At 67.9% G+C, this 23,660-nt stretch carries 25 protein-coding genes; 5 read left to right on the top strand and 20 right to left on the bottom strand.

Annotation, left to right across the window (positions count from 1 at the left end):
* Positions 1-71 precede the first annotated feature (71 nt).
* The 17 genes from NY1_RS26250 to ftsH all read right to left on the bottom strand — a co-directional run bounded on the left by NY1_RS26250 (position 72) and on the right by ftsH (position 14,989).
* Positions 72-716: an anthrone oxygenase family protein gene (locus NY1_RS26250; protein WP_067718749.1), complete on the bottom strand. Its 645-nt coding sequence runs from the start codon at positions 714-716 to the stop codon at positions 72-74.
* 122 nt (positions 717-838) lie between these two features.
* The gene (locus tag NY1_RS26245; RefSeq protein WP_067718746.1) at positions 839-1,462 is read right to left on the bottom strand and encodes an FHA domain-containing protein; all 624 of its coding nucleotides are present in this window, start codon (positions 1,460-1,462) and stop codon (positions 839-841) included.
* Between the two features lie 198 nt (positions 1,463-1,660).
* Positions 1,661-2,026 (bottom strand): histone-like nucleoid-structuring protein Lsr2, encoded by a 366-nt coding sequence (locus NY1_RS26240; RefSeq protein WP_067718743.1) that lies wholly within the window; start codon positions 2,024-2,026, stop codon positions 1,661-1,663.
* 117 nt (positions 2,027-2,143) lie between these two features.
* The gene (gene lysS, locus NY1_RS26235; protein ID WP_067718741.1) at positions 2,144-3,610 is read right to left on the bottom strand and encodes a lysine--tRNA ligase; all 1,467 of its coding nucleotides are present in this window, start codon (positions 3,608-3,610) and stop codon (positions 2,144-2,146) included.
* A 175-nt stretch (positions 3,611-3,785) separates the two neighbouring features.
* Positions 3,786-4,217 carry a rhodanese-like domain-containing protein gene (locus NY1_RS26230; protein WP_408639270.1) on the bottom strand — a complete coding sequence of 144 codons (432 nt, stop codon included), beginning with the start codon at positions 4,215-4,217 and terminating at the stop codon, positions 3,786-3,788.
* A complete protein-coding gene (locus NY1_RS26225) occupies positions 4,214-4,831 on the bottom strand; it encodes a cysteine dioxygenase (RefSeq protein WP_084535351.1) in 618 nt (205 codons plus the stop codon). Before NY1_RS26225 ends, NY1_RS26230 begins: the two co-directional genes overlap by 4 nt.
* Before the next feature lie 194 nt (positions 4,832-5,025).
* Positions 5,026-5,820 carry a type III pantothenate kinase gene (locus tag NY1_RS26220; protein WP_067718738.1) on the bottom strand — a complete coding sequence of 265 codons (795 nt, stop codon included), beginning with the start codon at positions 5,818-5,820 and terminating at the stop codon, positions 5,026-5,028.
* A gap of 13 nt (positions 5,821-5,833) precedes the next feature.
* Entirely contained in the window at positions 5,834-6,253 is a 420-nt protein-coding gene (gene panD / locus NY1_RS26215) for an aspartate 1-decarboxylase (RefSeq protein ID WP_067718736.1), read from the bottom strand.
* A 13-nt stretch (positions 6,254-6,266) separates the two neighbouring features.
* A complete protein-coding gene (panC, locus tag NY1_RS26210; RefSeq protein ID WP_067718733.1) occupies positions 6,267-7,193 on the bottom strand; it encodes a pantoate--beta-alanine ligase in 927 nt (308 codons plus the stop codon).
* A complete protein-coding gene (locus NY1_RS26205) occupies positions 7,193-8,122 on the bottom strand; it encodes a Rossmann-like and DUF2520 domain-containing protein (RefSeq protein WP_067718730.1) in 930 nt (309 codons plus the stop codon). Before NY1_RS26205 ends, panC begins: the two co-directional genes overlap by 1 nt.
* A 131-nt stretch (positions 8,123-8,253) precedes the next feature.
* Positions 8,254-9,477, bottom strand: coding sequence for a DUF6779 domain-containing protein (locus NY1_RS26200; RefSeq protein ID WP_157762482.1), 1,224 nt, complete (start codon positions 9,475-9,477; stop codon positions 8,254-8,256).
* A 69-nt stretch (positions 9,478-9,546) separates the two neighbouring features.
* Positions 9,547-10,017 (bottom strand): DUF3180 domain-containing protein, encoded by a 471-nt coding sequence (locus tag NY1_RS26195; protein WP_067718724.1) that lies wholly within the window; start codon positions 10,015-10,017, stop codon positions 9,547-9,549.
* Between the two features lie 7 nt (positions 10,018-10,024).
* The gene (gene folK, locus NY1_RS26190; protein WP_067718722.1) at positions 10,025-10,555 is read right to left on the bottom strand and encodes a 2-amino-4-hydroxy-6-hydroxymethyldihydropteridine diphosphokinase; all 531 of its coding nucleotides are present in this window, start codon (positions 10,553-10,555) and stop codon (positions 10,025-10,027) included.
* Entirely contained in the window at positions 10,552-10,932 is a 381-nt protein-coding gene (folB, locus tag NY1_RS26185; protein ID WP_067718719.1) for a dihydroneopterin aldolase, read from the bottom strand. The genes folK and folB overlap by 4 nt, the downstream gene beginning before the upstream one ends.
* Positions 10,929-11,852, bottom strand: a complete 924-nt coding sequence (gene folP / locus NY1_RS26180) for a dihydropteroate synthase (protein WP_067718717.1) — start codon at positions 11,850-11,852, stop codon at positions 10,929-10,931. The genes folB and folP overlap by 4 nt, the downstream gene beginning before the upstream one ends.
* Before the next feature lie 11 nt (positions 11,853-11,863).
* Positions 11,864-12,487, bottom strand: coding sequence for a GTP cyclohydrolase I FolE (folE, locus tag NY1_RS26175; RefSeq protein WP_157762481.1), 624 nt, complete (start codon positions 12,485-12,487; stop codon positions 11,864-11,866).
* Between the two features lie 150 nt (positions 12,488-12,637).
* Positions 12,638-14,989 (bottom strand): ATP-dependent zinc metalloprotease FtsH, encoded by a 2,352-nt coding sequence (ftsH, locus tag NY1_RS26170; protein WP_067718714.1) that lies wholly within the window; start codon positions 14,987-14,989, stop codon positions 12,638-12,640.
* 339 nt (positions 14,990-15,328) lie between these two features.
* Here ftsH and NY1_RS26165 point away from each other — a divergent pair, with 339 nt between their 5' ends.
* Complete coding sequence (locus NY1_RS26165; RefSeq protein WP_233035051.1) at positions 15,329-16,222, top strand: hypothetical protein; 894 nt, start codon at positions 15,329-15,331, stop codon at positions 16,220-16,222.
* Between the two features lie 58 nt (positions 16,223-16,280).
* On the opposite strand, the gene NY1_RS26160 is transcribed toward NY1_RS26165, so the two are convergent.
* Positions 16,281-17,117 (bottom strand): DUF1266 domain-containing protein, encoded by an 837-nt coding sequence (locus NY1_RS26160; RefSeq protein WP_067718708.1) that lies wholly within the window; start codon positions 17,115-17,117, stop codon positions 16,281-16,283.
* Between the two features lie 128 nt (positions 17,118-17,245).
* On the opposite strand from NY1_RS26160, the gene NY1_RS26155 reads away from it, so the two are divergent.
* Positions 17,246-17,518 carry a DUF2277 family protein gene (locus NY1_RS26155; RefSeq protein WP_067718706.1) on the top strand — a complete coding sequence of 91 codons (273 nt, stop codon included), beginning with the start codon at positions 17,246-17,248 and terminating at the stop codon, positions 17,516-17,518.
* A gap of 40 nt (positions 17,519-17,558) precedes the next feature.
* Here the strand turns inward: NY1_RS26155 and NY1_RS45165 are convergent, their stop codons facing one another.
* Positions 17,559-18,959, bottom strand: a complete 1,401-nt coding sequence (locus NY1_RS45165; RefSeq protein ID WP_067718703.1) for a PucR family transcriptional regulator — start codon at positions 18,957-18,959, stop codon at positions 17,559-17,561.
* 668 nt (positions 18,960-19,627) lie between these two features.
* Here NY1_RS45165 and NY1_RS26145 point away from each other — a divergent pair.
* Genes NY1_RS26145 through NY1_RS26135 form a run of 3 tightly spaced genes read left to right on the top strand, consistent with a single transcriptional unit; the run spans position 19,628 to position 22,978 of the window.
* Positions 19,628-21,211, top strand: coding sequence for an aldehyde dehydrogenase family protein (locus NY1_RS26145; protein ID WP_439956041.1), 1,584 nt, complete (start codon positions 19,628-19,630; stop codon positions 21,209-21,211).
* Between the two features lies 1 nt (position 21,212).
* Positions 21,213-22,046 (top strand): SDR family oxidoreductase, encoded by an 834-nt coding sequence (locus tag NY1_RS26140; protein WP_067718700.1) that lies wholly within the window; start codon positions 21,213-21,215, stop codon positions 22,044-22,046.
* Positions 22,047-22,087: 41 nt separating this feature from the next.
* On the top strand, positions 22,088-22,978 hold the full coding sequence (locus NY1_RS26135; protein ID WP_067718697.1) for a PfkB family carbohydrate kinase: 891 nt from the start codon (positions 22,088-22,090) through the stop codon (positions 22,976-22,978).
* Here NY1_RS26135 and NY1_RS26130 read toward each other — a convergent pair.
* On the bottom strand, positions 22,963-23,646 hold the full coding sequence (locus NY1_RS26130) for a nucleoside/nucleotide kinase family protein (RefSeq protein ID WP_067718694.1): 684 nt from the start codon (positions 23,644-23,646) through the stop codon (positions 22,963-22,965). The two genes, NY1_RS26135 and NY1_RS26130, sit on opposite strands and share 16 nt — an antisense overlap.
* Positions 23,647-23,660 lie beyond the last annotated feature (14 nt).

The raw sequence follows: 23,660 nt of genomic DNA, 5'->3' as shown, positions 1-23,660 counted from the left end.
ACAACGTGTTACGCACACAGAAAAAATGCGCTCCGCCCGGCAGGGCGGAGCGCATGTTTCCTGCTGTGAATTCAGCGGTTCCAGTTCTGCCCCGGCTGCAGCGGCGCCTGACCCGGCTGCTGCACCGGCGCCTGGCCGTACGGCGCGGCCGCCTGGCCGAACTGCGGGCCACCGGCCACCGCACCCACCGGCGCGGCGGCGGCCGAGTTCTGCGACTTGCCGTGCTGCACGCCGGCCACGAACAGCGCGCCCATCAGCACCAGGAAGGCCAGCGTGTGCAGGATGGCCCGCAGCACGTTCCAGCGCACCCAGGAATCCTCGAACTGCGCCCGCACCGCGGCGATATCGCCGATCTGCCCGACATCCCCGGCCGCGGCCAGCTGGTCGTTCAGCGGCACGTTCAGCCCGGAGGTGATCCCGAAGGCGATGATATTGATGACCAGCGCGACCACCGTCCAGATCAGCACGGTGCGAACGTCTTTGCCCAGATGCAGTGCGGCCGCCAGGATGCTGAACCCGACGGTGCCCATGAAGCCGATCATGAACCACGGGTTGATGATGACCACGTTGATCTTCTGCATCACGTCGACGAAAGTGCGGTCGTCCGACTGATGCAGGGCACCCATCACCGAGGTCGCGTAGGCGTAGAACACTCCGGCGATCAGACCGGTCGTAAGCGTCGCGGCGACCAGAGCGGCCATGCGAAGTGCGAACATTTGACTATCTCCTGACTGGGTCTGTTCCCCGCCGAAATCTTCGGGGGATCAATGACTTCCAGTCAACCGCTGCGGCTCCGCACTCTCCATCGCTCAGAAGCTCACGCGCATGAGCTTCCGTCTCACAGGTCGCGTTCGGAGATCACGCCGGAGCGCAGGGCCAGATTCGCCAGCTGCACCCGTTTGGCGTTCTGCGGCAGATCCTCCACGCCGAACTTGGCGAACAGCGCGCGCAGGTGCGTCTTGATGGCGTCCACGCTCAGGAACAGCTCGGCCGCGATCTGCTGATTGGAGGCGGGCGAGGCGAACCCGTCGTTGCCGCGCAGCGGGCGGCACAGCGCCACCAGCACCGAGCGCTGGGTTTCGGTGAGCGAGCGCAGGGTGGGCAGGCCACCGGTGGAGGTCTGCGTGATATCGCCTGCGGCGCCGCTGAAGTCGTGATAGGTGATGCGCGAGGTGCCCATCCGGATGACATCGCCGGGCTGCAGCCGATGGCGGCCGACCAGGCGATCGCCGTTGACGAAGGTGCCGTTGCGGGACAGTCCGTCGTCGACGATGGTCCAGTGCGGGCCCAGGTATTCGGCGGTGGCGTGCAGCCGGGACACCTCGACGTCCCAGAACAGCGAAAGATCGGCCTGCGGGGAGCGGCCGATGGTGATGCGAGGCTGATCAGGGGTCAGCATCAACTCGTGCTGACGGCCCTCGTGATCCTTCACTCGCAGGAGTGAACCGTGAAATGCGGTCACTGTGCCGATACCTTCTCTCTACACCCAGCCAGTGACATCATGCACACAGTTTCAATGGTGCCTGCCCGCTTCGGCCCGAGCAAGATCGGGGCTCGTAGATGGGCGACGACCACCCATCGGAGTTATACGCAAAGCGTATGAATAAACCACTGCCGCCCGGGTTCGCACGAAACACCCGAGCGGCAGTCGAATCGGCGACTAGTTCTTGACAGCAGCCTTGTTGTAAGCCTCGGTGATGTCCGCGGAGATACGACCGCGCGCCGAAACCTTGTGTCCATTACGACGCGCCCATTCACGAATGGCGGCGCTCTGTTCACGATCGATGGAGATCCGGCCCTTGGGCGCAGCGCCCGCGGCGCCGGCGGCGACCTTGGTGCGGCGGCGTCCACTCACCCGACGCGCACTGGAAACCCAGACCTCGAGCCCGTCCCGCAGCTTGGCCGCATTCTCCGTCGACAGGTCGATCTCGTACGAGACGCCATCGATAGCGAACTCGATGGTCTCGTCCGCGATGGACTCACCGTCGACATCGTCGATCAAGCTAACGGTGACCTTCTTTGCCATGAGATGAACGTCCTCTCGAAATCGTGCGACCCGCATAGTTAGGCCGATTACCCGAACCCAGAATAGCGCTAATTGCAATACTCCCAGAACGGGCCTCGACAATGCAATCCAGCGAACTCAGCGAGACGATGGACGCACAATTGGAAAGAGTATCGTTTCCCGGATTCCCAAGCCAGTCAGGGCCATCAGCAAACGATCGATACCCATACCGGTTCCGGTCGTCGGCGGCATACCGTGCTCCATCGCGGCAAGGAAGTCCTCGTCCAGGCGCATAGCTTCATCGTCACCGGCGGCGGCCAAACGCGCCTGATCAACGAATCTTTCGCGCTGGATGACCGGATCCACGAGTTCGGAATATCCGGTGGCGAGTTCGAACCCGCGCACATAGAGGTCCCACTTCTCGGTAACCCCGGGTTTGCTGCGATGCTGACGCGTCAACGGAGAGGTCTCCACCGGGAAGTCGCGCACGAAAGTCGGGGCGTACAGCTTGTCGCCGTAGACGTGCTCCCAGAGTTCCTCGACGAGTTTGCCGTGACCGTAGCCCTTGTCCGCCGGAATTTCCAGACCCACGCGATCGGCGAGCGCCAGCAATTCCTCGACCGAAGTTTCCGGAGTGACCTCCACACCGATCTGCTCGGACAGCGACGGGTACATCTCGACCGTCGTCCACTCGCCGGACAGATCGTATTCGGTGCCATCGGCAAGGGTGACGACCTGCGTGCCGTACACCTCCTGCGCGACTTCCTGGATCAATTCCCGCATCATCTTCGCGGAATCGTCGTAGGTGCCGTACGCCTCGTAGGTTTCCAGCATTGCGAACTCCGGCGAATGCGTGGAGTCGGCGCCTTCGTTGCGGAAGTTCCGGTTGACCTCGAACACCTTCTCCAGGCCGCCGACCACACAGCGCTTCAGGAACAGCTCCGGCGCGATACGCAGGAACAGCTCCATATCGAGCGCATTGGAGTGGGTGGCGAACGGACGGGCCGCGGCGCCGCCGTGAATGGTCTGCAGCATCGGGGTCTCGACCTCGAGGAAACCCCTGCGCTCCAAGGCATTACGCAGCGCGCGCACCGCCTTGACGCGGGTGCGGGCCATTTCCCGGGCCTCCGGGCGCACGATCAGATCGACATAGCGCTGGCGGACGCGGGCCTCTTCCGACATCTCCTTGTGCGCCACCGGCATCGGGCGCAGCGCCTTGGCGGCCATCTGCCACTCGTCGGCCATCACGCTCAATTCGCCGGTGCGGGAGGCGATCACCTCACCGTGCACGTAGACGAAGTCGCCCAGGTCGACATCGGACTTCCAGGCCGCGAGGGCATCGGCGCCGACGCCGTTCAGGCTGATCATGGCCTGCAGCTTGGTGCCGTCGCCCTCCTGCAGGGTGGCGAAACACAGCTTGCCGGTATTCCGGACGAAAATGACCCGGCCCGCGATTCCGACCACCTGACCGGTCTGCGTATCCGCTTCGAGATCGGGGTACGCCGCGCGAATTTCGGCCAGGGTGTGGGTGCGGGACACCACCACCGGATAGGCCTCGCGGCCTTGCTCCAGCAACCGCTCCCGCTTCTCCCGGCGAATCCGCATCTGCTCGGGAACATCGTGCTCGACAGCATCCTTCGCACGGGTTTGCCCAGCAGGAGCCGTGTTGCTACCGGTGGAAGTGGGGTTGGGGGTGCTCACGGGTTTCAAGGGTATATGGCGCGGGAAAGCGAATTTCCCGCGCCCGGGTCAGAGGCGGCGGCCCCGTGCACCCCGGGGTCTACAACCAGGCGAGCGCCGCGACCTCGCGCTGGAAGTGCGGGGCGGCCGCGGCCACATTCAGCAGTCCGGCGGCTTTGGCTGCCTGATATCCGCCCACCAGGTCGGTGGCGCGGCGCAGGCCCAGCTGCTGCAGGGAGGCGGCGGCCAGGCTCGAGGTGTAGCCCTCCGAGCAGAGGATGATCCATTCCACATCGTGGTCCTCGGCCAGCGCGAGGCGCGCGGAACTGGTCGGATCCAGCCGCCATTCCAGGACATTGCGCTCGATGACCAGCGCGCCGGGGAAGGTCCCCTCCTTCAGGCGCTGGGCCTGCGGGCGGATATCCACCAGAATCGCACCGCGCGCGATGGCCTGCGGCAATTCGTAGGCGTAGATCCGTCGCAGCGTCTCGCGCGCCTGGGCGAGCATGCCGTCGATGGTCAAGTGCGTCATTCGAGTTCGCCTTCGGGCTGATCGGTCAGGACGGAACGGGTGCGCCGCAGGGTGCCGTGGCCGGTGACCTCGTAATAGGACATGGCCGTCAGCGGCGGCGAATAGGCGTGCACGCTCAAAGTGGGATTCAACGGGCCGGTGATTCCGGCTTCCTCGGCCGGCGCGCGAACCACGTCGTGCACCCAGCCGAGCGGAAAAGACGCCTGATCGCCCGCGGTGAGGGTGCGGCGGCGCAATTCCTGGCCATTCCAGCGATATTCGGAAAGTGCACCGGACAAAACGGTCAGCGCGCCCAGCGAGCCGGCGTGATCGTGCAGTTCGGTGTACTTGCCCTCCGCCCAGCTGATCAGCCAGAGGTCGACCTCGTCGTCGGCGATCAGCCTTGCGGCCCAACGGTTTTCGGTCGGCCACAGGCCGCCCTGCGGCAGCAGGTGATCGTAGCGGCCCTCCAGGACGTCCTGCGCTCCTTCATCGGTGAGACGCAGCAGATCGGCCGGCCGGAGCCGGGTCGGGAGAGCCGAGGCGGTGGCCCGCTCGGTGACCTCGGGCAACAGCCGCGAGGCGCCGGTACGGGCGGAATCGTTCTTCGACAGCGAAAGCAAAGAAGATCGCATGAGCGAAACTCCAGGAGTCGTGTAAATGGCCGGGGGCTATACGAAGCCTCGACGACCGTCGAGGCGAGTCAGCCTCGACAACACTCCTGGGTGCTCATGCGGGAATACACGTCGGCGAGTCTAACAGCGCATCTCCGGGAAGCAACAGACCCTCCCGGAGACGACTGGATCACTTTTACTCAGACCGGTCGGTATCAAGCGCGCCGACGTTGCTGGTTGCGCTCATAGACGAGTCGCAGACCGTCGAGCGTGAGGTTGGGTTCGTGATGCTCGATGGTCTCGGACTCCGGGACGATCAGCGGCGCGCTGGCGCCCGTCGCCACGATGGAGACGTCATCGCCGGCGAAGGCGTCGAACTCGTCGCGAATACGGTCGATGAGCCCGTCCACCAGTCCGGCGAATCCGAAGATGGCGCCCGACTGCATGCACTCCATGGAATTCTTGCCGACCACCGAACGCGGCCGCGCCAACTCCGCCCGGCGCAGCGCACTGCGCTCCACCAACGCCTCGGTGGAAATCTCCACACCGGGCGCGATGATGCCGCCGAGAAATTCGCCCTTGGCCGAAACGAGATCCACGCAGATGGCCGTGCCGAAATCCACCACGATGGCCGGCGACTGGAAACGGTGATATGCCGCAAGGCAATTCACGATTCGATCCGCGCCCACTTCTTTCGGATTGTCCACCAGCAGCGGAATACCGGTGCGCACACCGGGTTCCACCACCACGTGCGCCACATGACCCCAATAACGGGTCAGCATCTCGCGCAGCTCGCGCAGTACCGGCGGCACCGTCGACAAGGCCGCGACACCGGTCACCTGCTCGGCGTCCGCGCCGATCAAACCGCGCACCTGCAAAGCGAATTCGTCCGCCGTCAGCAGCGGATTGGTGTGCATCCGCCAGTGCCGGGCCAGCTTCGCGTGATCGCCGCTACCGGTGAACAGCCCCAGCTCGATACTGGTGTTGCGGACATCGATGGTCAGCAGCATGCCCGCCCGCCGCTCAGACGGCCGAGAGCGTGCGCGGGGAGATCAGATCCGAGCCCTCCGGGGCGTGCGCCGGGTCGGTGCCCAGCTCGATCGGGCGATTGCGCTCATCCACGAAAACCACGTGCGGAGCGTAGTTCTCGAGCTCCTTCGCGTCCATCATGCCGTAGGCGATCAGAATGACCAGATCACCCGGATGCACGAGATGCGCTGCGGCGCCGTTGATTCCGATCACGCCGGAACCGCGCTCGCCCGCGATCACATAGGTCTCCAGGCGGGCGCCGTTGGTGATGTCGACGATCGAGACCTTCTCGCCCTCGAGCAGATCGGCGGCGTCCAGCAGATCCTGGTCGACCGTGACCGAGCCGACGTAGTGCAGGTCGGCGTGAGTCACCGTGGCGCGGTGGATCTTCGAGGTCATCATGGTGCGCAACATCGTCGTCGCCTTCCTAGTGAGACGCCTGGGCAGGCTGGTCGGGGGTGGTCGGGTGGCCGTCGATCGGGGCGCCGATCTTGACGGGCATATTGTCGATGAGCCGGGTAGTGCCGACCCGGGCCGCGACCAGCAGGCGGGCATTGCCGGTCGGCCATTCCTCGGAGAAGTCCGAACCGCGCAGCGCCAAGTAGTCGACGTCGATCTCGGGGGCCAGATCCAGCACCGACTGCGCGGCTTCCAGCACCGCTTCCGGGCCCAGGCCGCCGGAGTGGCGGCCGGCCAGCAGGGCGGCGGACAGGGTGGCCGCGAGCTCGCGCTGTTCGTCGCTGAGGTAGCGGTTGCGCGAGGACATGGCCAGGCCGTCGCGTTCGCGGACGGTGGCGGCGGGGACGATCTTCACGTCCATGTTCAGGTCCACCACCATCTGGCGGATCAAAGCCAGCTGCTGGTAATCCTTTTCGCCGAAGAACGCCTCGTGCGGCTGGCAGATGTTGAACAGCTTGGAGACCACGGTCAGCACGCCGGAGAAATGGCCGGGCCGGGTCGCGCCCTCGAGGATGTCGCCGAACGGGCCGGCCTGCACCGTGGTGCGCGGGCCGAACGGGTACATGTCGTTGGCGCTGGGCGCGAACACCAGCTCGACGCCCTCGCCGCGCAGCAGCTCCACGTCGGCGTCCAGGGTGCGCGGGTACTTGTCGAGGTCCTCGTTCGCGCCGAACTGCAAGGGGTTCACGAAGATCGAGACGATGACGGTGGTGTTGGACAGCTTCGCCAGCCGCACCAGCTCCAGGTGGCCCTCGTGCAGCGCGCCCATGGTGGGGACCAGCGCGACCCGGCGGCCGACCGACTTCAGGGCCTTGACGACCTTGGTCATGACGACCGGATCGTGGTGCACGGTCAGTTCGCCGCGCTTGTAACTGCCGATCAGTTTGGGGTCCATCAGTGTCCTTCCAGCAGTTCGATCAAGGCGGGGTTGGTGCGGGCGCGTTCGGCCGAACGCAGGGATTGGGCGCGATAGCCGGCGGCCAGACGGGGATCCAGGGCCTCGAGGGATTTCAGATGCGCGGCCACCGCGGCCACGTCACCGCGCGCGACCGGGCCCGTCAGCGCGGATTGCCCACGGCGCAGGGCATTGTCGAGCGCGGCCGAGGCGAGCGGGGCCAGCATGCGTTCGGCCAGGCCGTTGGGCTGATCGTCGACGATCTGCTGACCCAGCAGACCCGGGCCGGCGAGAGCGGCGCGCAGTGCTTCCACCGCATCGACGATGAGCGTGACCAGGTGATTACTGCCGTGCGCCAGGGCCGCGTGATACAGCGTGCGGTTCTCCTCGGCGACCCGCACCGGCTCCCCGCCCATCTCGATGACCAGCGACTGGGCGATGGCGAAGCCGATATCGTCCGCCGCGGTCACGCCGAAGCAGGCATTGGACAGGCGGGCCACATCCTCGTCGTGACCGGTGAACGTCATCGCCGGATGAATGGCCAGCGGCAGTGCGCCCTGCTCGGTGAGCGGAGCCAGGATGCCCACGCCGTTCGCACCGGAGGTGTGCGCCACGATCGTGCCGGGCCGCACCACCATCGCGGCGGCCAATCCCGAGATCAGCCCGGCCAATTCGCTGTCCGGCACCGCCAGGATCAGCAATTCGCTCCGCGCCGCCACTTCTTCGGCGGGCAGAATCCGTGAATCCGGCAGCCGGGTCTGCGCACGGCGCACCGACGCGTCCGAGATCGCGGAAACGCCGAAAACCACGTGACCGGCACGCTCGAGTGCCGCACCCAGAGCGGACCCGACGCGTCCCGCCGAGACGATTCCCACCGTCAACCGTGCAGGCGCAAGATCGGTTCCGCAGACATCCTTGTCCGAGGTCACCCTTGTCCTCTCGAAAGTCGTTCCAGTCCCGCCATGCGGGTACCGGACGTTACTTGCCGAGAATATCGGCCCCGATTCGGGACGACCACCGACTGTGGGAATGCCCACTCCCGGGGTCGGTCAAGGGTGGGTCAGCGTTCGCTTTCGGAGCGGAGGTTGGCCATGATCTCGGCGACCGAGAGGCGGGGGCCGGAGTCGGTGGATTCCTCGGAGCGGCGGCGGCGACGGGAGCTGGCGGTGCCCATCGGGGTGGAGGCGCGGGACGGCGACGGGTGGGTGGAGCTGGGGCCCGAGGCCGGGTGGTCGTGGCCGTTCGACGCGGGGGCCGCAGGGGCGGCGGGTTCGGCGGCGGCGGGGGTGGGGACCGGGTCGGTGGGGGTGTTGCCGGCGGGGATGTCGGTTTCGAACCAGGCGATCTGGGTGAGTTGTTCGCGTTCCAGGCCGGTGAGGGGTTCGGCGGGGCCGGGTTCCGGGGACTCGGCGGTGCGGGCGCGGAAGTCCGCGGATTTGGGTGCGCCGTTGCGGGATTGGGCGGCTTCGGGCGCGGCCAGGTCGGGGGCGAAGGCGCGGTCGGGGGTGGCGGCCGCGGCGGTCGCCGGGGTGGCGGCCGGGGTCGGGTCGGCGGGTTCGTCGTCGTCGAAACCGCTGAGGCGGACCGCGGAGAAGCTGCCGGTGTCGAAGGTGACGATGGAGGTTTCGGCGGTCACCGGGTCGTCGAAGGGGGTGGCGAAGGCCGGGGGTTCGGGGTGGTCGGCGTCGAAGACGGGGGCCATGCGGGCGTGCAGGTCCTGCTCGTCCTCGTCGGGCGTGGACCACGGATCCCAGGGCTCGGTTTCCGTCCAGTTATTGTTCGCGGAATTGCCGTTGGCGGCGGGGTCGCGGGCGGGCAGTTCCGCCACGCGCACCGCTTCGGCGCGCAATGCGGGCCGCTCTTCGAGCAGATCGCCGTCGAACAGGCGGTGCAGGTTCTCCCGGAGAATGGCGAGTTCGGCACGCAGCGCGGCCATTTCCTCGGCATTGGCGCCCACCTCGCGGCGCACCCGGGTCTCGACCCCGAGCTCGTATTCCCGGCGGGCAGCAACCTCGCGCTCCAGCTGCAGTTGGTAGACCTTTTGCAGGTCACCCACTTTCGCCTTGTCGACCGCCGCCTCCCTGCGATAACGGGTGGCCGCGAGGGCTCCGATGGCGGCCGCCCAGAGGGCCGCGACCAGGCCGACCCGAATCATGTGCGGGTTGTCGCTGAAGACCAGGAAAATACTGGCTACCAGTCCGAGGAGAAGCAGTACGCCGGTGAAAAACTTTCCCGCGTCTTCTCGCCGTCGACGGGAAGTGCTGCTACGGGAGGGTGAAACCATGTCCGCCAGCGTAGCTTGATCTACCGTCCAAGTCCGCCACCTTGGTAATGATCACTGCCAACCTGTTAGCTAAGAAGTTGCTGCCTCATCGGGCGGATCGATCGGCGCCCGGCAGCAATATTCCAGCCACAGCGCCGCCGCCACCAATGCCAGCCCGGCCACCAGCCCGACCACCGCGCCCGGCGTATCCGAAGCCGCCGCGCTCATATCCGATCGATTCGGCAGCAGCCAGATCAGGAAGCCCAGCCAGATACCGCCGACCAGCGACCCCACCTGCAACGACGCCTTGGCCAGCGCCACCGCCCGGGCCGCCGTGATCGGATGCAGCTGCCGCGGCCCGTCCCCGATCCCGCGGTTCTCCACCCGCGCCCGCACCACGAACGCCAGCACCGCTTCCAGCACCGCCACCGGCAGCAGCGAGGCGCCCGAGAGCACGGTGATGGGCGGGAAACTCGAATACGCGATATTGGTCGCCACCCAGGCGATCACCGCCGCCAGCGCGACATTCGCGCACAGATCCAGCACCCGTGTCGGTTTCACGGCATCACTACTTCCAGCCCAGCGCGTGCCCGGTGCGGCGGACGCCCTCGACCTCGGCGGCATCCAAGGCGGACAACCACTCTCGCAATGAGCGCACCCTCCCGGCGGCTTCCAGCGTCGCGTCCGGCTCCACTTCCAGCCACGGCACCAGCACGAAGGCGCGATGGTGCGCCTGCGGGTGCGGCAGCGTCAGCGTCGGATCCAGGCTGCGGACCACCACCTGCGCGTCCCGGCGGCGCTGCGCGGCCCAGACCACGTCCACATCGAGAGTGCGCGCGCCCCATCGGACTTCGCGCACCCGGTCGGCGGCCTGCTCCAGCTCCTGGCCCAGCTGCAGCCAGTCCGAGGGCTCCAGCGCCGGATCCTCGGCCACCAGTACGGCATTCAGGTAGTCCTGCTGCGGCACGCCGCCCCACGGCGGGGTGGAGTACACCGACGACACGGCCAGCAGCCGTGGCCGCAGCGCGTCCACCACACTGCGCAGATGGGCGAGCCGATCGCCGAGATTGGATCCGATCGACAGGACTACCCGGGTCACCCCTGCTCCTCCGGTTCGCGACGGCGGGACGTGACTACTCGAACGTCTTCGAAAGCGTGCGGGATCGGCGCGGAAGGCTTGTGCAGCACCACTTCCACGGCCGCGATCCGGGTGTCGAACATGATGGCGTCGGCCACCTCGGACACCACCGTCTCGATCAGATCGCGCGGCGGCCCGGAGACGATGGCCACCACCTGATCGGCCAGCTCCCCGTAGTGGATGGTGTCGCCGATATCGTCGGATTTGGCCGCGGCCGTGAAATCCGTCCACAGCGTCACATCGACCACGAACTCCTGGCCGTCGCGCTTCTCGAAGTCGAAGACGCCGTGATGGCCGTACACCTTCAGGCCGCGCAGTTCGATCCGGTCCGTGCTCAATTCGGTTCTCCTCGTCCCCGCCGGTACCGGCCGCGCAGCCGGGAGGCGGCGCGGGTGCAGGCATCGGCGACGGCAATGGCGTCCAGCGAGGCGCGTACATCGTGCACGCGTACGCCCCAGGCCCCGTGTTCGGCGGCCAGCGCGGAAATGGTGGCGGTGGCGATCTCGCGGCCGTCTGGCGGGCGCGGGCCCGCCTCGTCGGCCAGCAGCGCGCCGAGGAAACGCTTGCGCGAGGCCCCGATCAGGATCGGCAGCCCCGCGTCCATCATCTCGGTGAGCCCGAAGTACAAGGCGCCCAGCAGCTCCCAGTTGTGGTCGGCGTTCTTGGCGAACCCCAATCCCGGATCGATGACCAGCTGGTCGAAGTCCACGCCGCCCGCGACCGCGAGATCGACCTGGGCGTGCAGTTCCTCCCACACCCGCGCGACCACGTCGTCGTACTGTTCGGCCGGCCCGGTGTGCCGGTAGTCGGCATCGGCCCGCCAGTGCATGAGGATCCACGGAATCCGCGCCTCGGCAACGACTTTCACCATGTTGGCGTCGGCCCGGCCGCCGGAGACATCATTGACCATGGCCACCCCGGCCTCGATGGCCGCCTCGGCCACACTCGCCCGCATGGTGTCCACGCTGGTCGGCACCCCGGCCGCGGCCAGCCCGCGAATCACCGGCGCGACCCGCGCGGCCTCGGTCGCGGGATCGATCCGGATGGCGCCCGGCCGCGTCGACTCGCCGCCGACATCGATGATGTCCGCGCCCATCTCGTACAGCTCGATGCCGTGCGCCACGGCCAACTCCGGGTCCAGGTAGCGCCCGCCGTCGGAGAACGAATCGGAGGTGACGTTCACGACGCCCATCACCACACACGAGCGGCCACCGCGAGGAACGATCAGCTTCGTCCCCCGGGTGCCGCTTTCGGTCATGGTCGGTGCGCTCACTTCCGGAGAATGAGGTCGAGGGCCTCCGCACGCGAGGAGGCATTGGTCTGCAAGAGGCCACGCACCGCGGAGGTCGTGGTCGACGCGCCGGGCTTGCGAATCCCGCGCATGGCCATGCACAGGTGCTCGGCCTCGATCACCACGATGGCGCCGCGCGGGTCCAGCTTCTCCATGACGGCGTCCGCGATCTGGCTGGTGAGGCGTTCCTGCACCTGCGGGCGCTTGGCGTACAGATCCACCACGCGGGCCAGTTTGGACAGGCCGGTGACGCGGCCGTGCGGGCCGGGGATGTAGCCGACGTGCGCGACGCCGTGGAAGGCCACCAGATGGTGTTCACAGGTGGAGTACATGGGGATGTCGCGGACCAGCACCAATTCCTGATGCCCCTCGTCGAAGGTGGTGTTGAGCACCTCGGACGGTTCGGTGTAGAGCCCGGCGAACATTTCCCGGTAGGCCCGCGCCACGCGCGCGGGGGTGTCGGCGAGGCCCGGGCGGTCCGGATTCTCACCGACCGCGATCAGCAATTCGCGCACGGCAGCCTCCGCGCGCTCCTGATCGAACGGCCGACCGGTGTCGAGCGCCAGCGGGCCCGAAACGACACGGTTGTTGGTGGCCGACAATCGACACCTCCTGTGTTGAATTGCCGCGTAGTGAAGTGCGGCCTGTCCGCGGTCGCCGACGGCCCGGCCGATGCGCGCGGCAGGCGTCTCACCTGCCCCGCGAACCGGACCGAGCCGGGCCACGAACCTCTCGAGCGTATCGGGACCCGGTCAGCGACGACCGTTCGGTCCGTCCCAACCGTTGTCGCCGTCCTCGTCATTCCCGGCGGGGCGACCCGATTCCGGCTGCGCCGGTTGCGGATACCCGGACTGGCCGGGCTGGTACCGCTGATTGCCGGCCGGAGCCCAGCCACCGTAGGCGGGGCGGGCGGGCGGCTGCTGCGGTTCGTCCTCCTGCGGCGGCCAGCCCGGAGCGGACCAACCGGCCGGTGCGCCGTAGTCGGGACGCGAACCGTGCGTACCGCTGCCGTGCCGCGGATAGGCCGGAGCCGGCTGCGGCGCGGGATAACCGGCCGGAGCGGGATAGCCGTACTGCGGCGGGGCCGGAGCGTACGGATCCGGCGCGTAACCGCCATTGACAGGCTGGCCGGCGGGCACCGGGGTGCGGGCCGACTCGTCCGGCCACGGCTCGCCGCGCTCGGTGGCCAGCTCACGCGGAGTCTTCACCGGCGGCCGATCCGACGGGGTGCGCCCGCCGAAATCGTTGAAAGCGGTGATGCGCGGCCGCTTTTCGACGGTGCCGAGCACGGTCTCGAGATCCTTGCGGTGCAGGGTCTCGCGCTCCAGCAGCGCGGTGGCCAGGGCGTCCAGCTCGTCGCGGTACTCGTTGAGCACCGCCCACGCCTCGGTGTGCGCGGCCTCGATGAGGTTGCGCACCTCCTCGTCGATCTCGCGGGCGACCTCGTGCGAGTAGTCCGAACCGGTGCCCATGGACCGGCCCAGGAACGGGTCGCCCTGCTCCTGGCCGTAGCGCACCGCGCCCAGGCGAGCGCTCATGCCGTATTCGGTGACCATGGCGCGGGCGATCTTGGTGGCCTGGTCGATATCGGAGGAAGCGCCGGTGGTGGGCTCGTGGAAGACCAGTTCCTCGGCCGCGCGACCGCCCATGGCGAACACCAGGCGGGCGATCATCTCCGAGCGGGTCATCAGGCCCTTGTCGTCCTCGGGCACCGTCATGGCATGGCCGCCGGTGCGGCCGCGGGCCAGGATGGTGACCTTGTAGACGGGCTCGATGTCCGGCATGGCCCACGCGGCCAGGGTGTGCCCGGCCTCGTGGTACGCGGTGATCTTCTTCTCTTCCTCGCTGATCACGCGGGACTTGCGGCGGGGGCCGCCGATCACGCGATCGACCGATTCCTCCAGGGCCGCACCGGTGATCACATTGCCGTGCTCGCGTGCGGTGAGCAGCGCGGCCTCGTTGATCACGTTGGCCAGGTCCGCGCCGGACATGCCGACGGTGCGCTTGGCCAGACCGTCGAGGTCGGCGTCGGGCGCGATCGGCTTGCCCTGCGAGTGCACGCGCAGAATCGCGCGGCGGCCCGCCAGGTCCGGATTGCCGACCGGGATCTGCCGGTCGAAACGACCCGGGCGCAGCAGCGCGGGATCGAGGATGTCGGGCCGGTTGGTGGCCGCGATGATGATGACGCCGGTGCGCTCACCGAAGCCGTCCATCTCGACCAGCAGCTGGTTCAGCGTCTGCTCGCGCTCGTCGTGACCACCGCCGAGGCCGGCGCCGCGCTGGCGGCCGACCGCGTCGATCTCGTCGACGAAGATGATGCAGGGGCTGTTCTGCTTGGCCTGATCGAACAGATCGCGCACCCGGGAGGCGCCCACGCCGACGAACATCTCGACGAAGTCGGAACCGGAGATGGTGAAGAACGGGACGCCCGCCTCACCCGCGACGGCCCGGGCGAGCAGCGTCTTACCGGTGCCGGGCGGGCCGTAGAGCAGCACGCCCTTGGGGATCTTCGCGCCGAGCGCCTGGTAGCGCGCCGGAGCCTGCAGGAAGTCCTTGATCTCGTACAGCTCTTCGATGGCCTCGTCCGCGCCCGCGACGTCCTGGAACGTCGTCTTGGGCATGTCCTTGGACAGCAGCTTGGCCTTCGACTTGCCGAAGCCCATCATGCCGCCGCGGCCGCCGCCCTGCATGCGGGCCATCACGAAGATGAAAAGGCCCAGCAGAATGATCATGGGCAGCATGAACAGCAGAATCTGACTCAGCCAGGAATCCTGCTTGACGCTGGTGTCGACCTTGGCGCCGGTGGCATTGGCCGCCTGGAAGATCTGCGCGGAAATCTCGCCGCCGCCAGGGTATTTGGCGAGGATCTTGGTCTTGCTGTCGGTAGCATCATTGCCGTTCTTCAGCGTGATGCGGATCTGCTGCTCTTTGTCGTCGATCTGAACGTTGTCGACATTGTCTTTGTTCTGCAGCTGAGAAAGCGCCACCGACGTGTCGACCTTCTGCCAGCCGCGCGTGTCATCACTGAAGAAACTGACCAGATAGATCACGAGCAGGAAGCCCGCGACTATCGCCAGGTTGCGGAACACATTCTTGCGGGTCATAGAGCGTCGGCCGGCGGCCAGTCCTTTCCGGGGGGTGTATCCGGTTTGCCTGCGATGCTTGTGGCGCGCCCGTTCCAGCGAACGGATGCGGACAAGCCACGTTACCCCGTAGGGTCGAGTCGTAACATCGCGCAGTTCGGCAGCTAGTGCAGTTCAACAGGTAAACGGCTGGAGAACGCGGGTGGTTCCCCGACCATCTGCGGCAACACGTCGGGTCGATCACCCCCTGGTGTCGGACCGAGTGGTCACAATGATGGCATGGTCGTCCTATCGTGAGTGACGACACAACAGAGCGCAGGGGGTATGGACATAGTCGAGCTACGGACACCCACAGCGATAGTGCGTCACGGCAACGGGCGGTTGACGGTGCTGCGGCCGGGTACGGACGGCGAGCGTGTGCTGGATGTGCCCGTAAGCGAACTTCTCAAGGTGCGTTTGAATCGGCGCGCCGACGACGCGGTCGTCATCGAGATCTACCTGCGCTACCCCACCCCCGTGCTGACCGGCGTGCCCGCCGACCGCACTCCCCTACCCGTGCTCATCGCCGAACACGATGTGCCCGCGGCGACGGTGATCGTCGAACGCATCAACAATCAGATTCTGGCGACCCAGCGCCTGGATGTCGCCGCCCCCGATCTCACCCCGCCCACCCCGTCCTGGGGCCGCAGCGGACCTGCCCGCGCCGATGTGGACCGTGCGGTCCGGCGGATGGCGCCCAAGCGCGATGGCAAACCGGCCGTCGCCGCCTTGCACCGCTATGTGACGCCCGACGAGTACGTGCTGGAGACGGCCGTCGTCACCGCACAGCCGCCCGCCGCCAAGGGGACCGGTCTGCTCGCCGTCACCACCACGCGGTTGATCTTCGTATCCATCGGCGCCAGTAGGCGATTCGCGCACGAACTGCCGATCGCCGCCTTGCTCTGGGCGCGCACCACCGACGATTCCGAGACCGGCGGCGCCGCGCCCGGCGAGTACGGGGTCGAAGTCAATGACGGTAATCAGACTTGGCATTTCACAGGTACCGATCGTGCCGATACCGACCGGGTCACCGGGGCCTTGAATTTCGCGATTCAGCGCGAGGTGGCCGATGGCGCCGCCGGGCCCGCGGATCCGGGTGTCTCCAAGCTGTATTCGGAGTGGGAGCTGCTGGTCGAGCGGCATTCGCTCGGCATGGTGGACGACGCGCAGTTCCAGCGCTACGGACGCGGGATTCTGCGTTCGCTGCCGGACTGAGCGGATCGCACCGGAATTCGCCGCGGCCCGTCTCGAAAGAGGCGGGCCGCGGGCATTTTCATTCCTGGGCCTGCGCTTCGGGCTGCAGGGTGATGCGCCGCCACGGGCTGGACGGTCGCATCCACAGGCGCAGCAGTTCCATCCGGCGATCCACGCCACCGGATTTCAGTTCCGCCAGGTCCTCGCAGGCCTGCCAGTAGGTCCAGCCGGCCAGGTAGGCGTCGCCGAACTGCCGCCAGTTGCGGTACTTGCGCTGGGCCAGCGGCAGCGCGCGCATGAGGTAGTCCCACGCCACGTCCGCGTCGAGGTAGCCGGCGGTGTAGGCCATCCGCGCCACGGCCACCACGCGGGCCAGATCCCAGGCCTGGATATCGGTCGGCAGCGGACGGACCAAATGGTCGGTGAGCCCGAGTTTGATGGCCTGCGACCAGATGTCGTAGTCCCGGACCAGCGCTTCCGGATTCTCCATGCCCCGGAACGAACCCACCTGCCGCAGGAAGGCGCGATGGCGGTCCGCGCGTTCGCCGAAACGGTCGCGCTCGGCGGAATTGATGGCGGCCATGACGAGCGGGTGCACCAGCGCGTACAGCGGCGCGTGCATACCCTCCAGGAGTTGCTCCATGGATGCCATCGCCTCGGTGCCGTCGGTGATGCCCCACGCGCCGGTCAGCGTGTCGATGGCCAGCTCGCGCCGGTCACCGAGCGGATGCTGGCGTTCGGGTCCGAGCAGCAGGGCGTCGTGGAAGGCATCCCAGCGCGCCGAATAGAAGCCGCCGAGCGCCAGGGCGCGCAGTTCGTCGTCATTGACCTGCGCACCGGACCAGTGGTCGTCCTCGCGCTGGTCGAGCTCCGGGTACGGAAAAGTCGTCAGCGTTGGCACGTCGCGGGCGGGCATACCGTCGATTGTTCCCCATCGATCTTGGAGTGGCCCACTATTCGCCGATAGCGTGTGGCGGCACTCTCCGGACAGTGTCGAATTCTTGCCCTGTCACACAAGGTAATCGGGCGCTAACCTCTGGGGGCATGAGCGGGAACATCACCCTCCTGCGTGGGCTGTCACCGGCAGCCACGGAGCAGGAAATCTACGCCGCCGCACAGGAATACGTGCGCAAGGTCGGCGGGGTGTCTGGATTGACAACGACCACCAAACCGGCCGTGGACAAGGCGGTGGCGGCCATCGCGGCGGCGACCACCGCGCTGCTGGCCGAATTACCGAGCCGGCCGGCCCCGGCGGAAAGCGAACCCCCCTTGCGGCGGCGCGCCGCACGGGAGGCATTGAACAAGGACGCGAGCTAGCCCCGGGCACCGGGCGTGCGGGTGACCGTCCGCCCGGTTCTCACACGCCGTACACCGCGACACAGTCCAGCGCGAGGTCCAGGCGCGTCCCGTGCTGGTCGATGGGGTGGCCGAGCAGTTCCTCTATGCGCTGAATCCGATAGCGGACCGTGTTCTTGTGCACCCCGAGCGCTTTGGCCGCCGCCTCGGGACTGCGCCAGGCGCGCAGATACGCGTGCAAGGTCTCCCGCAGCCGGGCCGATTGCGCGTCCGGCGCGGCCAGCGGCCCCAGTTCCCGCACGATGAGTGCCCGCATGGCCGCCTCGTCCACCCCGGCCAGGTACGCGAGTTCGACCTCCGCGTAATGCAATACCCGCGGCAATCCCGGCCGGGCCCGCTCCGCCACCTGCCGCGCCGCCACCGCCTCCCGGTGACTCTCCCGGAACCCCGCTACATGCGCGCCCGGACTTCCCACCGCCACCCGCACCGGCGCCTCGACCGGCCAGGCCGGCACGCTCCAGCGCGGCTCGAGCTGTCCGGCCCGACCGGCTACGACCGGCAGGGCCGCCCGGCCCGGCCCACGTGCGTCCTCCGCGCGCGGCGACGCGGGTGGAAGCAGCGCTTCGACCGCACGGGTGGCGGCGACCACCGCGGCGGCGCGCGTTTCGATGCCCGGGGCGGCGTCGTCGTCCAGTCCGATCCAGGCCCAGAGCGCGGAGGCGCCGGCGGGGAGGGTCAGCGCGCTGCCGTTGCCGAGGGCGGTGGCGCAGCGGGCGACCACGCGTTCGAGGAGGCCGGTGACGACGTCGGCGCTTTCGGGGCGGACGGCGCTGGGGACCTCGTCGATCCAGAGCAGGAGGGCGAGGTGGCGTTGGGCGAGCCGGTAGCCGAGGCGGGCGGAGGCGATCTCGATATCGAGTTCGGTGCCGTCGAGCAGGGCGCGGACGGTGTCGGTGCGCTGGCTCAGGGCGGCGCGCAGGCCCTGTTCGCGTTCGCGCATGTAGGTGTCGGTGAGGGTTTCGATGGAGGCGCTGACCCAGCGCGTGGTGCGGTCGAAAAGGCGCAGCAGGACGGCTTTTTCGAGATCGCGCGGCAGTTGGCGTTCTTCGAGGACGTCGGTCATGTAGTCCAGGACGGCTTCCTGGCCGAGGTGGTAGACGCGCAGCAGCAGGCGGACGTCGTGGCCGCGGCGGGCGATGGTGCGGGCGAAGTCGTGCGCTTGCTCGGGGACCGGATAGTCGGAGCGATCCTGGGTGAGCCCGGACAGTACTTCCAGGGCGTGGGCCCGGGTGCTGGCGGCGAGATCACGCCGCATATCGCGATCCCGCAGCTCGGGGACGCGGGCGATGATGGCGGTGTCGAGCCGGGTCACCACGTTCTCGAGGGTTTCGGTGCGCAGCGTCTCCGCGACGAAGTCGGCGATCCAGCCGCGAATCACCTCACTACTCGCATCCGCCTGCACGCGCGACCCCTCCTTTGGTTCCAGAGCACAAATCCGGTGCGAAGAGTTGAGCCGAGAGGCCAAGCAGGCACCACCGAAATTGTGTCACGATCATAGTTCAGTGAGCTGTCGCACAGCTCGAGGACGGCCGTTCGCAACGCAGCGCACGTGGGGAGCAGACAAACGTGACCAATTCCGAACCCGCCGCGGGCTCCGCCCGCAAAACTCCCGCGCGAAAACCGGCCGCGAGCAAAGCGAAGGCCGAGGCCGCCGACGCTCCGCGGGCCGACAGCGCCGCCGCCCCGGCCGCCGAACCCACGCCGGTCAAGGCCACCGGCGCGGCGTCCACGAAGAACGGTCGTACCGCCGCCGCGAAGAACGGCACTACAGCAGCGGCGAAGAACGGCACTACAGCGAACACGAAAGCCGACGGCGCGGCACCTGCGAAGGCCAAGGCCGCGCCCGCCAAGGCCGCGAAGACCGCGAAAGCCGCACCCGCGAACACAACGCATGCGAAAGCGGCACCGAGGAAGGCTTCACCCGCGAAAGCCTCACCTGCGAAAGCCGCCTCGACCGAACTGCCCCGCACGCCGGAGACCCAACCTGCGGCAGCCACCACGGCCGAAGCTGTGCCGACGCCGGCAACCGAACTCGCGCAGACCGCCGCGACCGAACCTGTGAAGGCAACCGTGACCGAACTCGTGCAAACCCCCGAGGCCGAATCCGTTTCCGCGGCACCGGCTCCCACGGAGATCGAGGTGCGTAATCCCGCGACGGGCGAGGTGGTCGGCACGGTGCCGATCGATTCGGCCGAGACCGTGGCCGCGAAAGTGCGTGAGCTGCGGGTGCATCAGCGGGAGTGGGAGGCCATCGGGCCGAACGGGCGCAAGGAGTGGCTGCTGAAGCTGCAGGACTGGTTCGTGGACAATACGGATCGGCTCGCTGACGTCTTGCAGTCGGAGACCGGGAAGGCGCGGGTCGACGCGCTCATCGATCCAGCTTTCTCCATCGACCTCACCGGTTATTACGCCCGCCGCGCCGCGAAATTCCTTGCCGACGAACATCCTTCGCCGCACAGCCCGCTGGCCCGGGTGAAGACGCTGACCACGGTGTTCCGCCCGTACCCGGTGGTCGGCGTGATCACGCCGTGGAACTTCCCGCTGGCCATGCCGGTCATCGATGTGATTCCGGCACTGGCCGCCGGCGCGGCGGTCATCCTGAAACCCTCCGAGGTGACCCCGCTTTCGGCGCTGGAGCTGGCGCGCGGCTGGCGGGAGATCGGCGCGCCGCCGGTGCTGGAAGTGGTCACGGGTGCGGGCGCGACCGGTGCGGCCGTGGTCGCCAATGCCGACTACGTGCAGTTCACCGGTTCCACGCCGACCGGTCGCAAGATCGCCGCCGCCTGTGTGGAGCGGATGATCCCGTACAGCCTGGAGCTCGGCGGCAAGGATCCGGCCATCGTGCTGGCGGACGCCGACCTGGACCGCGCCGCGCACGGCATCGCCTTCGGCGGGTTGTTCAACTCCGGCCAGGTGTGCATCTCGGTGGAGCGCGTGTACGTGGAAGCGCCTGTCTACGAGGAGTTCCTGCGCAAGCTGACCGCCGCGGTCAAGGAGGTCCGCCAGGGCGTGGACGGCCGCGTCCCCGAGTACGACATGGGCGCGCTGGCCAACGAGAACCAGGCCGATATCGTCACCCGGCACGTGGACGATGCGGTGAAGGCGGGCGCGCGGGTGCTCACCGGCGGTAAGCGCACTGGTGTCGGCACGCTGTTCGAGCCGACCGTGCTGGCCGACGTGGACCACTCCATGACCTGTATGACCGAGGAGACCTTCGGCCCGACGCTGCCGGTCATGAAGGTGGCCGACGAGTCCGAAGCCGTTCGCCTGGCCAATGATTCGATCTACGGCCTGTCCGCCTCGGTGTGGAGCGGCGACAAGGATCGCGCGGAACGCCTTGCGCGGCAATTGAACGCGGGCGCGGTGAACATCAACGACGTGTTCTCCAATATGTTCAGCTTCGCGCTGCCCATGGGCGGCTGGGGCCTGTCCGGCGTCGGCGCGCGCTGGGGCGGCCCGAACGGGGTGCGCAAGTACTGCAAGCAGCAGGCCATCACCAAACCGCTGCTGCCCACGCAGACCAAGGAACTGCTCTGGTTCCCGTACAACACCACCAAGCTGGGCTTCGCCCTGGCCGCCATGCGCGCGGCGGGTACGCGGGGCATGCGCCGGCTGTCGATTCAGGATGTCTTCAACACGGTTCGGGGGAAGTGACATGACCGACTTCGGTTCGATCGCCGGCAAGGTGGTCGTCATCACCGGTGGCGCGCGCGGTATCGGCCTGGCCACCGCGACGACGCTGCAGGCGCTGGGCGCGCGCATCGCCATCGGCGACATCGACGAGACCACGGTCAAAGAGTCCGGTGTGGCAAAGGGTTTCGAGGTGTACGGCAAGCTGGACGTCACCGACCAGCAGTCCTTCACGGCCTTCCTGGACGAGGTCGAGCAGCGACTCGGCCCGATCGACGTACTGATCAACAATGCCGGGATCATGCCCACCGGCCGCCTGGTGGACGAGCCCGATCAGGTCACCCGCCGCATTCTCGACATCAATGTGTACGGCGTCATCCTGGGTTCCAAGCTGGCGCTGGCGCGCATGCTGCCGCGCGGGCGCGGGCACGTCATCAATATCGCGTCGCTGGCGGGCGAGACCCACATCCCGGGTCTGGCCACCTACAACGCCTCCAAGCACGCGGTGCTCGGCTTCACCGACACCCTGCGCGAGGAGTACCGCGGCACCGGCCTGCGCTTCTCCTCGGTGCTGCCCACGCTCACCAATACCGAACTGGGATCGGGTGTCACGGCCCCGAAGCTGCTGCGCCCGGCCGAGCCGGAGGAGATCGCGGACGCCATCGCCAAGCTGATCGTCGAGCCCAAGTCGAAGGTGCGGGTGACCGCGGTCGCGGGCATCATCGCCCAGGTGGTCGGGCTGCTACCCGAGGCCGTCGGCGATGCCATCGGCCGGGCGCTGGGCGCGCAGAACGCCTTCCTCGACGATGTGGACTCCGATGCCCGTAAGGCGTACGAGAACCGGGTGCGCCGCGACTAGTCCCCGATAGGCGACCGGTCGGACCGGTATCGTCGTCCGCCATGGATACCGGTGCGGTCTTCGTCGGCCTGTCCACGCTGGATCTGGCCTACGCGGTGGGCCGGTATCCCCTGGAGGACAGCAAGACCCAGGCCGACGAGCTGTTTCTGGGCGCGGGCGGTCCGGCCGCCAATGCCGCGGTGACCTACGCCTTCCTGTCGAACCGGCAGCCGGCGCTGGTCACCGCGCTGGGCGGGCACGCGCTGGCCGAATTGATCCGGGGCGATCTGGAGCAGCACGGGGTGCGGGTCGCGGACCTCACGCCCGGCGGCTCGGCGCAGCCGCCGGTGTCGTCGATCGTCGTCGCCACCGAGGCGGCCACCCGGACCATCGTGTCACTGGACGGTTCCCGCATCGATCCGCCGTTCGATCCAGGGACCGCCGAACTGCTCGCCGGGGCGGCGGTCGTGCTGATCGACGGTCATTACGCGGAACCCGCGCTGCGGCTGGCCGAGGCCGCCCAGACAGCGGGTGTACCCGTGGTGCTGGATGCCGGGCGCTGGCGGCCCGTGCACGCCGAACTGCTGCCGCTGATCGATATCGCCATCTGCTCGGCCGCCTTCGTTCCGCCCGGGCTGCAACGGCATTCGGCCGATGCGGTGATCGAATTCCTGCACTCGGCGGGGCCCGGCCTGGTGGCGATCACGGACGGTCCGCAACCCATCGAATATTCGCTGTACGGCGAGCGCGGCCGGGTCCCGGTACCGGTCGCGGTGGCCGTCGACACCCTGGGCGCGGGCGATATCCTGCACGGCGCGTTCTGCCATTTCCACGCCGCGGGTGAACCCTTCCCCACCGCTCTCGCGCACGCCGCCGAAGTGGCCACCGCATCCTGCCGTTTCACCGGCACCCGGGAATGGATGCGGCACCGGGCAATTCACCCGAATCGATAACCCCGTCCGTACTTCCGCAACACCAGATCCGCCGTGAACCGCGTCGACTCCACCAGGCGCGCATTGACCAGATCACTGTGCGCCACTTTGTCCTTCGCCGATTCCGGCGTCCGCCCGCCCCGAATATGCCTGCGCACCAAACGCCTTTCGATGATCGGCCGTGGCACATCCAGATACCAGGACTCGTCCAGCAGTCGCCGCACCGCCGACCATCCGGGCGTCCCCCGATCATCCAGCAGCAGATAGTTTCCCTCGGTCACCACGACCCGCTGCCGATCGAAAACCACTCCCCCCGGCACGGGTTCGTGCAATTCCCGCGAATAGGTCGGCCAGGCCACCGGCTCCCCCAACGAGCTGTTCCGCAGCGTCCGCAGCAACGCCACATACCCCGCCACATCGAAGGTGTCCGGCTCGCCTTTGCGCGCCAGCTTCCCCTCCGCCGTCAATCGCGCATTGGTGAAGTGGAATCCGTCCATCGGCGCGACTTCCGCGAACCCGCTGCCCGCCGCGATATTCAATTCGTCCCGGACCCCGCGTGCCAGCGTGGATTTCCCCGCCCCGGGCGGTCCCGCGATCCCCAGCACGAATCGTCCGGCCCGCCCGTCGGCGCGCGCGCGAATCCGCGCCGCCAACTCCGCCAAGGAGGTCTCGACACTGCCCCGGGTCACCCGTCCACCCTACG

This window comes from Nocardia yamanashiensis NBRC 100130 (genome assembly GCF_001613325.1).
Lineage (GTDB): Bacteria > Actinomycetota > Actinomycetes > Mycobacteriales > Mycobacteriaceae > Nocardia > Nocardia yamanashiensis.
The sequence above is the reverse complement of the archived record's forward strand: the minus strand, read 5'-3'. Positions and strand labels throughout refer to the sequence as shown.